General features: G+C 38.5%; 7 protein-coding genes. 3 read left to right on the top strand and 4 right to left on the bottom strand.

The genetic code is table 11. The features are described from left to right. Positions 1-23 precede the first annotated feature (23 nt). From HUZ36_RS12790 to HUZ36_RS12780, 3 genes are all read right to left on the bottom strand, one after another. Positions 24-8078, bottom strand: coding sequence for a non-ribosomal peptide synthetase (locus HUZ36_RS12790; protein WP_176033047.1), 8055 nt, complete (start codon positions 8076-8078; stop codon positions 24-26). Between the two features lie 147 nt (positions 8079-8225). Then, positions 8226-9557, bottom strand: coding sequence for an N-succinylarginine dihydrolase (gene astB, locus HUZ36_RS12785; RefSeq protein ID WP_176033046.1), 1332 nt, complete (start codon positions 9555-9557; stop codon positions 8226-8228). Between the two features lie 521 nt (positions 9558-10078). Further along, positions 10079-12178 carry a winged helix-turn-helix domain-containing protein gene (locus tag HUZ36_RS12780; protein ID WP_147388744.1) on the bottom strand — a complete coding sequence of 700 codons (2100 nt, stop codon included), beginning with the start codon at positions 12176-12178 and terminating at the stop codon, positions 10079-10081. 260 nt (positions 12179-12438) lie between these two features. Between HUZ36_RS12780 and HUZ36_RS12775 the strand changes: the two genes are divergently transcribed. Genes HUZ36_RS12775 through HUZ36_RS12765 form a run of 3 tightly spaced genes read left to right on the top strand, consistent with a single transcriptional unit; the run spans position 12439 to position 13867 of the window. Beyond that, on the top strand, positions 12439-12630 hold the full coding sequence (locus tag HUZ36_RS12775) for a hypothetical protein (RefSeq protein ID WP_147388745.1): 192 nt from the start codon (positions 12439-12441) through the stop codon (positions 12628-12630). A 23-nt stretch (positions 12631-12653) separates the two neighbouring features. Further along, complete coding sequence (locus HUZ36_RS12770; protein ID WP_176033045.1) at positions 12654-13418, top strand: 4'-phosphopantetheinyl transferase family protein; 765 nt, start codon at positions 12654-12656, stop codon at positions 13416-13418. Next, entirely contained in the window at positions 13415-13867 is a 453-nt protein-coding gene (locus HUZ36_RS12765) for a hypothetical protein (protein ID WP_176033044.1), read from the top strand. The genes HUZ36_RS12770 and HUZ36_RS12765 overlap by 4 nt, the downstream gene beginning before the upstream one ends. 236 nt (positions 13868-14103) lie before the next feature. On the opposite strand, the gene HUZ36_RS12760 is transcribed toward HUZ36_RS12765, so the two are convergent. Next, positions 14104-16191, bottom strand: coding sequence for a winged helix-turn-helix domain-containing protein (locus HUZ36_RS12760; protein ID WP_176033043.1), 2088 nt, complete (start codon positions 16189-16191; stop codon positions 14104-14106). Positions 16192-16253 lie beyond the last annotated feature (62 nt).

The following is a 16253-nucleotide window of genomic DNA, read 5'->3' as shown; positions in this document are numbered from 1 at the left end:
TTCAATCATATACAATTTCTCTACTAAATATTACTAGGTTCGCGTCTAGAAGTTCCTGTTCTAATGACTCGTTTTCGGCTTGTTGCTGAGCGCAGATTCCGTTTACGCTCATCTAGATTTTGCAAGACTTCTGTCACTGATGTATCTGGCTGGTCACATATCAGCTCTGCAAGATAATGAATATCATCCAGTAAGTTTGTAATCGCTACTCGAGAAAAGCGACGAACGTCGTAACAGAAATAAAGCTGTATATTATCTCGTGGTATTACTATCAGTGTTAATGCTGTCGGACTTTCACCATGATGTTCAATATCCTGAAGATCTATCAAAGTAGACTGTTCAAGTGTTTTATTATCAATTGGATAATTATTAACGTTCAACAGAATTTCAAATAACTGTGAGCTACTAAAGTTAGTCAATTTATATAGCCTATCTTGCTCAATATCTAAATGACCATTTTTACTGCTTTGCTCACTTTTTTGCTTCTGCAACAGGGAGTTTATTGTCTCACCTGCCTCTAATCGTTGCCTAACTGGCAGAGACTTAACAAATAGACCCGCCAACTGTTCAATCCCTTTAACTTCAGCAGGTCGGCCTGAGTATGTTTCGCCATACATGATATCCTTACTGCCGCTATGACTGGCAATGAGTAAAGTGTACAGGGTGTGCATAAAGTGATTAAGCGTTAACTTTTCCTTCGTCAAAAAGCGATGTATTTTTTCACTTTGAGCAGGTGTAAAATCTTTAGCAAAATTCTCTTTTTCTTCAAGATCTTCATCTAGTTTGGGGTCATTGTACCTATCCGCGAGCAGTGTGGTTGCCGTAGAAATACCTTTTAGATAATTAGACCAAAAACGCTCTGTTTCTTTCTCTTTAGATGTATTAGTAAGTTTAAACTCAACGTAATCTTCTAGCTTTGCAGCAACAGGTAACTCTTGTAACTCTCGACCAAGACGCTGCTCATATATAGTAAGCACTTCTTTGATAATGTTGGCCATCGACCAACCATCAAGAATACTATGGTGGAAGTTCCAGACAAATACGAATGATGAATCACTCATTTTGTATAAATGATATTGGCTCAATGGCACATCTTCTAAATTGAACCCTTTTTGCCTTTGTGCATTTAATTCATTGGCAAGATAGGTAACTTTCGTAGACGCATCCAAGTGACTAAAGTCATACTCCGTCATTGAGAATGGCTGCTCTTCATATACAACCAGCAGTGGGTTTGCACAGTTTTTATAGACAAAACCCGACCTCAATATCTGATGCCTCTCAATTACCTGTTCCCAAGCTTCTGCCCAATATTGCGCATTTAGTTTCTTTGTAAAGTTAAACTTAACTTGTTCAAAGTATAAGCTCTTGTTCAAAGAGGATAGGCAATGGAATAAAATAGACTCTTGCGTTTCAGTAGTCGGCAATATATTGCTAATTTTTTTATTAGTGCTCAGTTTTAAATCATGAATTAGTGAATTAAATTTATGCTCCGGCAGTTCAATCAACGGGAAATCGCTCGGCGTATAAAAACACGTATCTTGATCTAGACAAACACGACTAAATTGCTGTAGCTGAGTGTGAATATCGTTTACCAACTGTCGAGCTGTTGTTTCACTCAGTGTTAGCTCATCATAAAGTAACTCAATACAAAGCTGACCATCTTGTACCTTAGAAAGCACCTCTATTGGGTATGCTCTCTTGTCGGCAGGATTTCTATCGCCCTCCTCAACAAGCTGTATTTTATTAAACGCATCACTTTGTTGTAGTGAATAATCCAGCTGACCAAGATAATTAAACAAAATTGGGGCTCGATGATTTTGTTGTATGTCATTAGCTAGATAATTGATCACAGAGTAATTAAATCCTGCTTCAGGCACGTTTCTTAACCGTTCCTTCGTCTCAATTACCGTTTGCCCTAAAGCACTGGGATCAGAGATACGTAGACTGAATGGATAAATGCTTGTAAACCAGCCAATTGTTCGGCTTAAATCAATACGTTCATTGAGACTAGCGCGGCCATGCCCTTCTAAGTCAATCATAAAGTCAGAGCCACCGGACCATGAGTGTAATGCAATTCCAAGCGCACTCAGCAATATATCTTGCATCTCTGTATTGAAAGTATCCTTGGCTTTTTTGAGCAATGTCTGCGTTTCACTTTGTCCTAACTCAACCGTAACTTTCTTCTGCTCTTCATAGGTTGCTTGCATTTCGGAGCGAAACGGTAAAGCAGAGTAGTGTTTATCAATAACACCTTGCCAATATGGGATCTCTTTGGCAACCGAGTCTACGTCGCTGTAAGCATGTAATTCCGCAGCCCACTGAAAATAAGAAGTCGTATTTTTTCGCTCCGACACGACATTATTAACACGATCTAAGATTGCATGGGAGAAGTCTTCAATTAGGATCCGCCATGAAACAGCATCGACAATCAAATGATGAATAGTAATAAAAATATAATCAGGAGTGTCTTGTGAACAAATATAACTTGCAGCAACAGTATTACCGGTCTCAATATTCAGACTACCTTGTAATTTAGCTTCAAGAAGTCTGGCCTCCTGAGCAGAACCTACCGTGTTATATTCTAAAGAAGCAAGCGCATTCTCATCAAGGTAGTGTTGAGCATCACCTGAAAATCCAGTTTTGAATATTCGATGTGCTTGTATCAGCTGTTTAAATGCGGCTTGATACACCTCTTTTGAGATCCCTTCTTTCACTTCTAGCCTTAGTGACTGTGTCCAACGAGAATGGTCAACCAAATCCAACGAGAAAAACCACTTTTGAATGGCAGTGAGTGGAGCACTACGAGATTCTGTTTCACATTCTATTAAGACCTCACTTTCCTTATCACCTACTACGGCTTGCATTTCAATCGTTGGGTGCTTGAAAATATCATTTGGTGTAAGTGATAAGCCAGCCAATTTAGCCTGAGAAGATAGTTGAATAGCTAAGATTGAATCACCACCCAAAGAGAAAAAGCTATCATTTTTTGAAATATTCTCTTTCGGCACGCTCAATAGTCTGGCCCAAATATCCAGTAACTCAAGCTCCAAAGGTGTGACAGGTACAGTATCAGATTGAACATCATTGCCATGATGATAAATAGGCTCAGGCAATGCTCTTTTATTTAACTTACCATTGGCAGTAAGTGGGAGATTATCGAGCATCATGATTGATGCAGGAACCATATAATCCGGTAGGTACCTTTTCAAATGTGTAAATACACCTTTAGAATCAACCCCTTGATCTGCTACAACATAGCCAACAAGCTTTTTGCTTTCATCATGTGTCACGCACAAAACAGCGGCTTCTTTCACACCATCTAGCGCTTGAATACAGCCTTCAATCTCTCCTAATTCTATTCTAAAGCCACGCACTTTGACCTGATCGTCTGCACGAGACACATAACAAAGTTCGCCATCATGTCGCAAATACGCTAAATCTCCTGATTTGTATACTGGTAAACTTTGTTGACCAGGAAACTGATGATTAAAGAATCGCTCACTCGTTAGTGTTTCATTATTTAAGTAACCTTTGGCGACACAATCCCCTGTGAGGTACATCTCCCCGATCACCCCAAAAGGCTGTATTTGCATACTGTCATTACAGATGTAAATCCCAATATCACCCAAAGGCTGGCCGATTAAGTTACCTGTAGATTTTAATGCGGACGCTCCAATTTCTTTAAACGTAGAGTGGACGCAAGTTTCTGTAATGCCATACATGTTTACTAGTTTGGTTTGAGAGTTTGAGTTTGCTTCGAACCAAGGTTGTAATTTCTGTAGCTCTAATTTTTCTCCTCCAAAAACCACGTAACGGAGTTCATGATGATAACTTTCGAGTCCTTCAACAGCCATGAAAGGATAAAAAGCCGATGGCGTTTGAGAAAGTACAGTTACCCCATAGTGTTGCACTAAATTACGCATTGCAAAGGAATCTCGAGCAATTTCAAGCGGCATCACTATTAATTTAGCTCCTGTAAACAAGGCTCCCCACATTTCCCACACTGAGACGTCAAAGCTATAAGAGTGGAATAAAGTCCATACATCCTGATCTGAAAAAGAGTAGAGTTCACAAGCTGAGTCGATAAGTCTCATGACATTATTATGCGTTACCATCACGCCTTTAGGCTTACCGGTAGAGCCAGATGTATAAATTACATAAGCTAATGCATTGTTCTCAATATCAACTTGTAAGTTTTGGCCACTATACTCTGCCAATTTTTGTGACTCAGCATCTGCATCAATAATGAATTTTTTACCATCAAATATCGTATGTTCGGTATTAGATTCACAAATCATAAAATCAACTTGAGCATCTAATAATATCCCCTCCAAACGAGACGAAGGATTAGTCGTATTGAGCGGGACATAAGCAGCTCCAGCTTTTAATACCGCAAGAATAGCAACAACGGTATTAATGTTTCTATCAATCAACAGCGCAATCTTATCTCCAGCTCGAATGCCCTGCGCTTGCAAGTGGCGAGCGAGCTGGTTCGCTCGCTTATTGAGCTCAAGATACGTGAGTTTATCGCCATTTGTTGACTCTACAGCAATTTGCTCAGCCCCTCTTTCTACTTGCGCTTCAAATAAAGACTGAATGGTATTTGATGCGTTATTGAAGCGTCTACGAGGAGCCAGCATAGCTGCCACTTTATGCTCCTGCGATTCACTGAGTATAGCGACTTTATCTAAGGTCTCATGCTGGTTTTGTATTACTGCAAATAGCAACTCTTTAATACTGTTGAGCATATTCTCAGCTGTCGCACGCTCAAACAAGGAAGTGTTATAGTTAATTTCTAACTTTATACTCTGATCGAACTCTGTTGCTTCTAACATTAAATCAAACTGAGCCGTCGACTTATCGCGTTGCACCGGGATCAGTCTTTCATTTTCACTCAAGGCAAGTGCGCCACTATTATTGAGCAGTATATCAAGTACTTCATAGTCTTTTGCATCGGTTGTTTGGTACACAAACATGGTTTGGAACAAGGGTGCAAAATTTTCAAGCCGAGTACTTAGGGTACTATTTACAATATGTTCAAACGGTACCTGGCTATTTGCCATTGCAGACAATAGATTTTGTTTTATATCTGTGAGTAGCTGTTGGAAAGTCAGATCTCGACTTAAACTGCTTCGAATAGGGAGAGGGTTAACAAAATACCCAATTATTGAGTTAAAACAGCTAAGATGCCTACCCATACTTGGAGTGCCAACTACAATGTCATCTTGGCCTGTATATCTATATAGGAAAAGAAAATAAATAGATAGAAGCAGCTGGTTCATCGTAATGTTATTACTCACTGCAAACTGCTTAACAGCCTCTTTTTCATCGCTATTTAGCATCAACGAGGCCACTTCACCATCATAACAGTATGATTTAGGACGAACAAAGTCCGTAACTAGCTCTAGATTAGGGTTTACGTTACTTAACCTATCTTGCCAGAATTCGTGCTGCGTTTGATAGGGTTCAGAACGCTCCACTTTGCTTTGCCACAGTGTAAAGTCAACATAAGAAAATGCGTTCGTTTGTTCATACTCCTCTACTGTATTGGCTGTATAAAAGCACTTGAAGTCTTCGATTAAGATCATCATTGAGTGCATATCTGTCACAATGTGATGAAGTGTAATCGCTAAATAATTGTCTTCACTGGAACTGATTAGTTCAATTCTAATTAAAGGGCCATTCTCCAAATCAAAATGATACGAAGCGGCTTGCCGTAATGCGTCCTCTACTGCAACAGAGTTATTACAGTGTTTGTGCGTAAAATATTCACCGAGATCAGAAGAAATCTTTTGATTTAGGATGCCATCAGCAAATTGAAATTGCGTACGTAACGCCGCATGTTTGGCAATCACCTTATCCCAAGCACACTTTACCCGATCAATCTCCAAGCTTGATGACTCGAACTTAAAGGCATAGTGAATATTGTAGGCTGTTTGTAATGGCGTTCTTTGATGTAGCGACCACAAAGACCTTTGATTTGCGCTTGCAGGGTAAAGCTTACCTTCAATGATCTGTTGAGGTTCAATGGATTGCTCAGTTTTAACGTTATTTAATTTTAATAAAATGGTATCAATTAAGTCTTTGACCTTAGCAACTGCGAGTAATTCGGCAAGTGGCAAGGAAACGGAAAATGTTCTTTCTAATCTAGCTTGTAATTGCGACGCTCGCAGTGAATTCATCACTAATGACAATAAAGAACTATCATAACTCACGTTATCAATAGGCTGTTTAGTAACAGATGATATCTCAGCTTGTAAATATTCGAATAGTGTAGTGCGCTCTACAGCGTTAGCTTGTATCTGACGAGTTAATTCAAGATTATCTGCCAATTCACTTGGTGTATCCTTAAATGTTACACCATGATATTCTCCAAGATCTCCATTTAAGAATGACTCTTTTGTCGCTTGCCTTTTCACTTTGCCACTAGAGGTTTTTAAAAGCTTACCTTTGCGTACCAGCTTGATACTGTAAATATCTAGCCCTATACGTGTACTGATAGCCTCACTGATTTTATGAATAACCGAGTCTAATTCTTCTTTGATATCTTTGCTTGGGCGTAACTCTTGCACAAGCACTAACTTTTCTGTTGCTTCATCTTCTATTGAAAATGCAGCAGCATTCCCAAGAGGCAACCCTTCTAGCGCTTGTTCTGCGACAAACTCTATATCTTGTGGGTAATAATTAGTTCCGTTGATGATGATGGTATCTTTTATTCTACCCGCGACATATATTTCACCATTATAGATAAAGCCTAAATCACCTGTTCTGAGGTATTTGGCATCACTCCCCTTTGGCTGTGCACCGAATGTCTTAGCAGTTTCTTCCTCTCGACCCCAATAACCTAGCGCCACACTACTACCACTGGCCCAGATTTCACCAATCTGATTATCTGGTAAAATTTCAAGTGTTGTGGGGTCTACAATGATTGCACTATGGTCTGTATATGTTTGACCACACCCCAAAAGAGTTGTCGAGTTTACTGCTGTTGCACCAGTATCCAAGGCCTTCGCAATTCCCGCACCAAGGGACTCGGTACAAAAGTGAGTTGTTATTGCACAATTAGCACGCAGTGGTGCACTTAAGAACACTGTGATTTCAGCCATTCCATAGCTAGGATAGTAAGCTTCTTTTGAAAAGCCTGCTAATTTAAACTTATCGTGAAACTTCTCAAAAGTCTTCGCCCTGATAGGCTCTCCAGCATTGAATGCAACTTGCCAACTGCTGAGGTCTAGCTGTGATACCTGCTCATCCGTAACATGCTTACAACAATGATCAAACGAGAAGTTTGGACCACCACATATCGTCCCTTTATATTTATCAATGGCGGACAACCACGAAAATGGGTTTCTGATAAAGTCAGAAGGAGACATAATAACTGACTGGGCACCAATATAAGCAGGTAGGAATAGCGTATTTACTAACCCTAAATCATGAAACAGAGGCAACCAATTTACAAAAACATCCTTTTCACTGCTATCACTCGCTGCAATTAATGCATCTAAGTTTGCCGCGATGTTTCCATAGGTAATGATTGCTCCCTTCGGGATCCCTGTAGAACCTGATGTATACTGTAGATATGAGATGTCGTCAGCATCAATTTGGGTGTCAATTTCTATCGCATCACCTTCTAACAATGCTTCAAACGTTACGATGTTACTGTGAAAATCATAGCTGCTACTGTCAAAGTAAGCTTTTGTATTTTCAAGATTATCACTTAATGTAACTATGATAGTTGAATTACAGTTATCAACAACAGCATCGATTCTGGAGTGCTTATCTTTCGCTCTTGCGGGATAGAGGGGGACTGATACCAAGCCAGCAAACATACATGCATACATCGAGATAATATATGCCGCTCCATTTGGAAGTAGAAGTGCAACTCTATCGCCTTTCTTTCCGTTATCTAAGAGCTGCTTAGCCATTACTCTCGCTTGATGTTCCAGCTCTTTAAAAGTAAGTTCTACTTCACCTTGCGCTTCGATAAACGTGAAAGCCACCTTATCAGGATAGTTTTGACTATTCTCAATCAACTTTAGTAGCACTTTGGGAAGTGGCTTATTTTGTTGTTCAATCAACTTCTTTTCCTCTTAACTCTATGACAATCTTAGTATTAAAGCGTAGGTTCTAATTCTTCTGTTACACTTTAAACACTACTCATTGATAAATAATGATTAATTAAATTTGTATGTGATATAGCACTCCCCAATGAGTGCCATATCTTTTTATATTTCGCTCTGCTGAAAAAAATAAAGCGAATTTAAATCTAAAATTTGCGACAGGTTATCCAATGCTTCACAGCTTTCTACATATAGATTAGGGTCAGCTAAATCTTCTACACTAAGCTGATCTCTATAGTATTTTTCAATCCACTGACGAAGCTGTGCATACAGTTCAGGTGTCAGGATAACCCCTGAATGCACCGCCGCGAGCTCTCTTTCTGTCAGCTGTACACGCAAACGTAAACAAGCTGGCCCACCTCCATTTAACATGCTTTGCCTAAGATCGACATAATGTATCGACTTCACAGGGTTATCAGAGGTGATAATGCTATCCAAAAATTGTTTAACTGTTGGTTCCATACTGCATTCAATCGGAGCGATTAATGCCATATGTTCACTATTTATAGAAATAAGCTGAGAATTAAACATATACGTTTTCAAAGCCAAGTCTAGGCTGATCACTTCTGAAGGTACGCAGATAGGGTAAAAGTTTGACCTACCCCCAAAATATTCGGCTATCTTTGTTGTCAATTCATCATGGTGTATATAAGCCATTTCATGATAGAGAAAAACATTTTTATTATTTACAGCAATAGTATCGTTGTGGAAAAAACCTTTTGACACAACTTCAGGGTTTTGCATTAAGTGGATGGTTGTATCTGAGTTTAACTGATGTAATCTCCGGATACTTTCATGCGCTTGACGCGACTGTCTACCTTCATTCTCCGCAACCGTTGCACATTGGTTATGAACGAATACGTTTAAACCAGCGTCACCATACTCATTGCAAAATCGCAGTTGGTTTGCAGCGCCTTCATCTTTAAATAACTCAGCAGGAGGCAATGCTGGATGGTGCACGAATTTATCACTATCTTTAAAAATCTTCTTTAGTGCTAACTCTGTACCTTCTACTTCTAAACTCCGATGAAACTTAGATGCAAGGTTAGCAGCCGTAATGTGTAGCTTACCATCACTCGTGTCAGAGCTGGGAGAAATTGTAGCGCTATTGGCGGCCCACATTGATGACGATGAATAACATAGGCTCAGTAGTTGTGGCTCTATTTTGGAAACTTTATCAATGATATGGTGCTCACTTCCCGTAAAGCCACACCGTCTTAGCATGCTAATATCAGGCCTCAGCTGAGGCGGAAGTATCCCTTGTGTTAAACCACTATCCATCAACAACTTCATTTTTTCTAACCCTTGTAAGGCAGCTAATTTTGGGTTGGATATGCGTCCTTTATTAAATTGTGAAGCGCGATTTCCTGATGATAAACCCGAAAAGTTGTGACTTGGGCCGACCAAGCCGTCAAAATTTACTTCTATTGTTTTCATTATTTTTCCTGTAAATAGTGAACTGATACAGCCTACTGTTCATTGTGTTTCCGACTTACTTAACCAAATGTTCTATCCGCAGATAGTGAAATTTTGTTAATAACATTGAAACCACTAAGGTTTCCTGGTCCGTGCACATAAAGCACAACTTTTCGTTTTGGTTACACTTAATACCTGCACTTTTGCTAACTATCGCCTCTTTGGTATCCAACCATAGCGCTAGAGGCGTTAAATTCACTTCCAATAGCCGAGTTATTGACCCATAAATTTTCCTCGGTATCCCTAAACTAGGTAAATAATTAAGGTGAGCGATAAAGCATTCAATTAGCTCATTCCTTACATAAACCTCAGGTCAGGTGCGAGATTTTATCTTTTTTGGCGTCAGCCTTAGTTTCTCAAATTTATTGCACATTAAATGAAAGTGCTATGATGCGTCACCATGTTGCGTGAACAACACATCTCACACGTGAGACATTCATCTATTTTGTTCAGCAATTAACAAAAGAGGAAAACCGTACATACTAGCGTAACCTTTCAGCCATCACGATGTCAGACTCAACCTCTGTCATATTATTTGTATAAATAACATATTTCCCATCAAATGAAACGCTAAATCCTTTATCGACTTCACCTTTGATATTAGCAAATTGCTCTAGCTCATCATTTTCAGTATCAAACCGAAAGACAATAAACCCGTCTTTGGTATTTTCTTTATAGTAAAGGTACTTTCCTAATATTTGAAACCCGCCAGTATTCAATAGATCAATATCGGGGATCACTAACTCTTCGTTACCGACATCGATAGCGGTTCGCCAGAGCCCTTTCGCTCTAAACTTACTAAAATAAAGATACTTCCCGTCATCACTTTCGATGCCATAATACCCTCCTTTATCTGTTACTTGCTCAACTTGATTGTCGCCTACCTTATATATCTGCCAATCCAATTTATGGTCGGAAGACAGGTAATACGAACGACCTTCTCGAGCTACATCACTGAATGCGTAATAAGGTTGGTATAACTCAGTCACTTCATGCTCGCCAGTGTTTGCATTCACTGAGTATATATCTTGTTCGAATAAAAATAAAACTTTTGAATCATCTGCTGACCAAACTAAGCCTGTTGGGCGCACTTCTTCAGGTAACTTACTCGTAGAAATCACCTTACCTTGCATATTAACAACAAACACTTGCGGTGAACCATTACGATTGGAGACGAACGCAAGTAACCCTGTCTTGTTGGCAAACCTAGGGCTATAGTCGTCCCTAGAAGTGTTGAGGGTTTTAAGTAGCGCAGTTGGCACATCCTTATTATGTGAGAAAACTTCTAAATCTCTCCCTTTTATCGATTCCACCATGAATAGCAGCTTGTTATCATCAGCGAATATCTGTGGGTGCTTTATCGGAAAAGAAGCTCGATATGCAGAATGTTGTTTCGTAGTTAATAAATCAAAATAATCAAAGGAGTACTTGCTACTGGAAAACAGCGGATAACCGGCTTCGGTTAGCGTAAAATATTTGATTAATCTATCTTTTTTAAATAAGTGCGTTATCTCTTGTTTGAGAGGATCTAAGCTATAAAAATCAGTGCTCTTCTTCCAATGCTCGTTGCGGAGAAAATATAACAGACCTAAGTCATATGAATAGTTTAAACGGTAATCTCCAAAGCCACTAACGATTGGATTAGTTACTTGTACTTTTCGTCCAGTATTTAGGTTTAACTGAAAGATTGCCGCGGGCTCAGTTAGGTATGGTTTTTCATTAAAGTAGATAAGTTCGATTTTCTTATCCCAAGCAAAATCCATAGCATGGCTGAATAGTTCACAAGTATAAACGCTTTCTTCACTCCAAGTACTTTCACGCAAGCCAGCTATATAGATTTCACAAAAATCCTCTCCTATTCTATGAAATATAATTTTATCACTGGAAAATGACCATGCTGGAGCCGTAAATTCAGAAACGTCTAAGATGCGATGTACAATTTCCCTAGAAGATGACAACGATATATTGATATCCCACCTTTTCTCATCAAGGTTGAAAGATAAGTAACTAATAAACTTCCCATCCGGTGAAGCTCTAGGTGTTTTCTCAGGCCCCTCTAAACTAGTGACCGGGTGCATACCTTGAAACTTTAACGGCTTCTCTACAACATGGTTCTCTTTAACAATGGATAAGGTATCTGCGCTATAAAACACCACCAAAATAACAACAAGTGCAAATATCAATACGACTGATACCTTGATCAGTTTGATATTATTCGTACTCGTTGCCGATGTATGGCTCGTAGTTTCAGTTACCTCTTCTTTATTGCAGATCGAAACATATACCTGCTTGGGGATACGGTAACCGCGCTTGGAGATAGTTTCAATATATATTGGAATACTCTGATCTTGAGAAAGCACCTTTCTTAGTTTTGCGATACAAGATGTCACCGCATGATCACTGACGACCATACCATCCCATACACTTTCTATTAGAGCATCCTTAGACATGATATTACCCTGATTTTTAGCCAGGCATACCAATAAGTCCATCGTTTTGGGCTCTAGTTTAAATGTCTCATCGTGGATCTGCACAACGAGATCATCAACAAAGACATCCCAATTCCCACACTTAATTTCCATCGCAAACAATACCTTTACCAGAAGATTTTGTTTCCTTTTTTCTCACCGCCTTAATGCCAGCAAGAAAAAAAGCTTTAAATTCAATACCGTGACAATTCCGCGAGATTATAAATAGCTATTCCCACGATTTAAAAGTAAGAACCAAAAACATTCCGAGAGTTTTAATCATCCTACCTTGAGTACCTTGAAATGGAGCTTTAGAGAGCGACCTGAAGCCTAGTTAAACAATTCAACTATGTTCCATTATTAAGGATTAACACATGAAAAACGTAACAAAAAAATTAGCAGTAATCTTAGCAACAACTCTACTTTCTTTTAATACATATGCGAGTGAAGCTAACACAACAAACAACGACCAAGAATTACAAGCAGCTTTGCTTAGCGACTTATATACATTGGCATACTGTCGCATCGTTGATAAGTGCGAACCTTCAATTTCAAAAGACCAGTAGTTCTTTTGAATATGGAGATGCTTATGCAACAGTTACATTTTCACAACCGTAAAATATCAGAAAGCCATTGTATAAACAATGCCTTTATAGAAGCCACTGAGTCGTATACTTTACCACATTTAAAGGACATACAGCTTTATAAGTGCCAATTTAACAGTGATAACTTTAACTCAATGCAGTTTGATGAATTAGGTATCGAGTTTCCTGAATCACTTCACTCAGCGGTAAAAAGTCGCCAAAGTGAATTTTTAGCAGGCCGTTTTTGTGCATCGCAAGCTGTAAAATCTCTAAACAGGAGTTGTAAGCAAATACCTATTGGAGAAAACAGACAACCAATTTGGCCTGAAGGACTTCTAGGCTCTATCTCTCATGTTGATACAAGTGCTATCTGTGCCGCAGCAATTGAAAGTGAGTACGAATACTTAGGAATCGATATAGAACACTGGATGAAAGAAGATATATCAAATGAAATCAGAGACTTAGTAATTTCACAAGAAGAGGAATTAGCCTTTAAACATAGTAATTTTAATGACTCCGATCTAGTGACATTACTATTTTCTGCTAAAGAGAGTTTATTTAAAGCTATCTATAAATATGTGGAAAAATACTTTGGCTTTGATGCGGCAAAGTTAGTCATGTTAGACACTGAAAAACACTTGCTAGAGCTGGAAATAGTTGAAGATTTATCCGATAAGATCCGAGCAGGTAGTAAATTTACTTGCCACTTTGTACTCCATGAAGAGAGTGTTTTTACCATAGTTTGCGGGAATTTAGACGTTAAGATATGAATAGTAAAAAAGAAGACTCTAATACTGAAATTATTATCAAACTACGAAAGAAAGCAATAACAATGAACCAAGTATCGTCAATACAAAGCAACCATAAAGGCATACAGCTAGGTGTAATAGAAGATGAAATTGCAAATAAAATTATCCGACGTGATATTAGCATAGAGGCAATTAAGACACTTTTTCCGCTACAAAATGGGATCCTTGTAGGTAAAGGTGTTGCCTTAAATACAGCACAGAGAAACACCAAGCAGTGGCATCACATCAATCAGGAGATCATGCGCTTGATAAACTCATCAACACAGCAGACCTGTACTGTCTTAGGTGCCAATGCAACCGGAGAGTATAAGTTGATTTGCGGATATGAAAAACTCTTCAAATGGGTATTCAACAAAGGACGCTTAGCACCTTGTGAAGTGTATGTCGTAGAAAACAATATAAGCCATTGATTTAAAAGGATAGAAAATGAAAATAGGGTGTACCATTGGCTAATGCGTAAAACACTTACAAGAACAAAAGATGAGTGCACAAGCACAGACAAAAAGCAAATACTAGATACTATGGTAGTCGCTAATTCATAGCAACTATCAGCGAGCAGTTATTTTTAAGTTTTGATAATTCACATGATTTCTTGGATAACATTACGTAGTCATACGGTAATACATGTTGCTAGTAAAGATTTATCTTAGTGTCCAACTCGGCTAATATCTGCATAAATTAGTGAGTTTGAAGATACACTAACAATATCTAGAACCAGCTTTGAGCTACTATCAACAATGTGAATATCATTAATAAACATGTTCTTAGAAAGTTCTGATGAAATGAGTTTGGGCTGAGAACTATCCAATTCGAGTTCGTATTTAAATATGTTTTTTCCATCCGAGTGGAATAGTTCGCCTTCCTTTAACGCAAAAGAGTCTTTAAAGTAGCTTTTTGTAATATTGGCAACATTTTTAGTGCTCCCATCACTCTGTTTAATCCATACTCTGCCCTCTACATCAATATAAACATAGCTGCCGTTTTTGTAAGGAGAAAACCAACTAACCTTATCTAGAGGTAAGAGAATCATCTTCATCGCATTTAGGTCATAGAGAAAAGCTTGATTTTGTCTTAGCTTGTCGTTCTTTAGTAGGCCATAAACAACGCTATCACTTTTGAATCCGATACTTATTGGATGATTTTTTAGCGCTATATCTGCTTTCAACTCTCTAGTTATCAGGTCATAGACTTTGAACGAATCTTTATATAGTAACAGTAGCTTTTGTGACCTCTCATCAAGATCAAAGTCTAGAGCACCTCCTACCTCCCAAGGCGTGTCCTTATCTATTTCAGGCCCACTAACTATTAATTGTTTTAAACCATTATTATACCTTTTGAGATAAGCGCTGAACTGACCTTTATGGACCGCTTTAAATTCATCTTCCGCACTCACGTGTAAAGGACTGAGTTTCCAATCTTCTAAATCGAAGTTATAAATATCAAAAGAATACGGAACACTCACAGCTATGATCTTATTATTACTTAAGTTATATGCCAATGAATAAGCGCTTTTCTTTTCTAATTCTTCAACTTTGGATACTGAAAGCTTACTCAATGAAAAGTAAACTAAAGTTTGATCTATGTTATCAAACCACGATATCGAGTTGCTCTCTTTGTCGTAGCTAACTCTCCATATTCTACCTTCTGTTTTATATAAGCTTTTCACCTCCGTGCCCTCGATATCAGTCACCATTAATTCGGTAAAACCAAACTGAACTCGTTCAAAATATACCTTTTTGGCTAACTCATCGAAGTAAAGAAAGTTATCCCCAAATGAACTAAGACTCGGCGAGGTAATTTGATATTCGTCACCAGATTTTATGTCTCTGATAACGACTGTAGATAAGTTATTATTGTTTCTGTAACCAAATTTAGAATAAATTATTGTTTCGTCACTTATTCCGACCATGACGCGCTGTCGCTCGTCACAGTTCATTATAAACTTTTGAGATCTTTCTTTGTCCTCTAAGTCTATTTTCCAAATTTCACATTGGTTGTCTTTAATCTTTTTGACGAAAAGCTCACTCGACTTTAATGACCAGCCGGAGGGAGAAAGATTAACGTTTGGGTGGGCAAGCTTATTTTCTTGATTCGTCACTAGGTCTCTAACGATAACACTAGAAAACTCCTCTCCCTCTGCCGTAAATTCAAAAGCAAGAAACCGTTCAGAAGGATGTATGATAATTGAGTTATAGCTACCTTCAAGCCAAGAAATCGTTTTTTCATCAACACTAACTTCTCTCACATCTACTCCCTGTTTCTCGAATGAGATAAAGACAGATGCTAAACCCGCAAGTAACATGGTGAATAAAAAGTAGAAAATGAATATTCGGTGGTTAGATGTTTTTTTTGGCGGCTTATCTTGAGAGCGAGACTCTGAGACGTTTTCAAAGTAAATAATTTCGGGTTCGAGAAAAAAACTATAACCCTTGCTGTAGTGTGTTTTGATTACTGTGCTTTGCTGCTTATTTGAGCGTAAAATTTTTCTTAACTCAGACATCGCACGATTGATGGCGTTGTCATCAACGTAACGTTGACACCAAACATTTTCAGCAAGGTCTTGCCGAGTTACAACAGCCTCATGATTAACAATAAAGTAACAAAGTAGTTTAAAGATAAGCGGCTCTAATTCTCTGGCTACTTCGCCATCAAATATTCTTTGTGACTTGGGGTCTAAAACCCATTCACCAAATCGAACTTCTGTAACTTTCCTTGAAAAACTAACTTCGTTCATTATTTACTTTTTGCTATAAATACCCACAGAGTTATTCTACCCGATAAGAACAATAACTCAAT

The sequence above is a fragment of the Pseudoalteromonas sp. McH1-7 genome (assembly GCF_013366255.1).
Taxonomy (GTDB): Bacteria; Pseudomonadota; Gammaproteobacteria; order Enterobacterales; family Alteromonadaceae; genus Pseudoalteromonas; species Pseudoalteromonas peptidolytica.
The sequence above is the reverse complement of the archived record's forward strand: the minus strand, read 5'-3'. Positions and strand labels throughout refer to the sequence as shown.

Excerpts from the sequence above, each read along its gene's own strand:
- astB (WP_176033046.1), bottom strand. The coding sequence starts at position 9,557 with ATGAAAACAATAGAAGTAAATTTTGACGGCTTGGTCGGCCCAAGTCAC.
- HUZ36_RS12780 (WP_147388744.1), bottom strand. The coding sequence starts at position 12,178 with ATGGAAATTAAGTGTGGGAATTGGGATGTCTTTGTTGATGATCTCGTT.
- HUZ36_RS12775 (WP_147388745.1), top strand. The coding sequence starts at position 12,439 with ATGAAAAACGTAACAAAAAAATTAGCAGTAATCTTAGCAACAACTCTA.
- HUZ36_RS12770 (WP_176033045.1), top strand. The coding sequence starts at position 12,654 with ATGCAACAGTTACATTTTCACAACCGTAAAATATCAGAAAGCCATTGT.
- HUZ36_RS12765 (WP_176033044.1), top strand. The coding sequence starts at position 13,415 with ATGAATAGTAAAAAAGAAGACTCTAATACTGAAATTATTATCAAACTA.
- HUZ36_RS12760 (WP_176033043.1), bottom strand. The coding sequence starts at position 16,191 with ATGAACGAAGTTAGTTTTTCAAGGAAAGTTACAGAAGTTCGATTTGGT.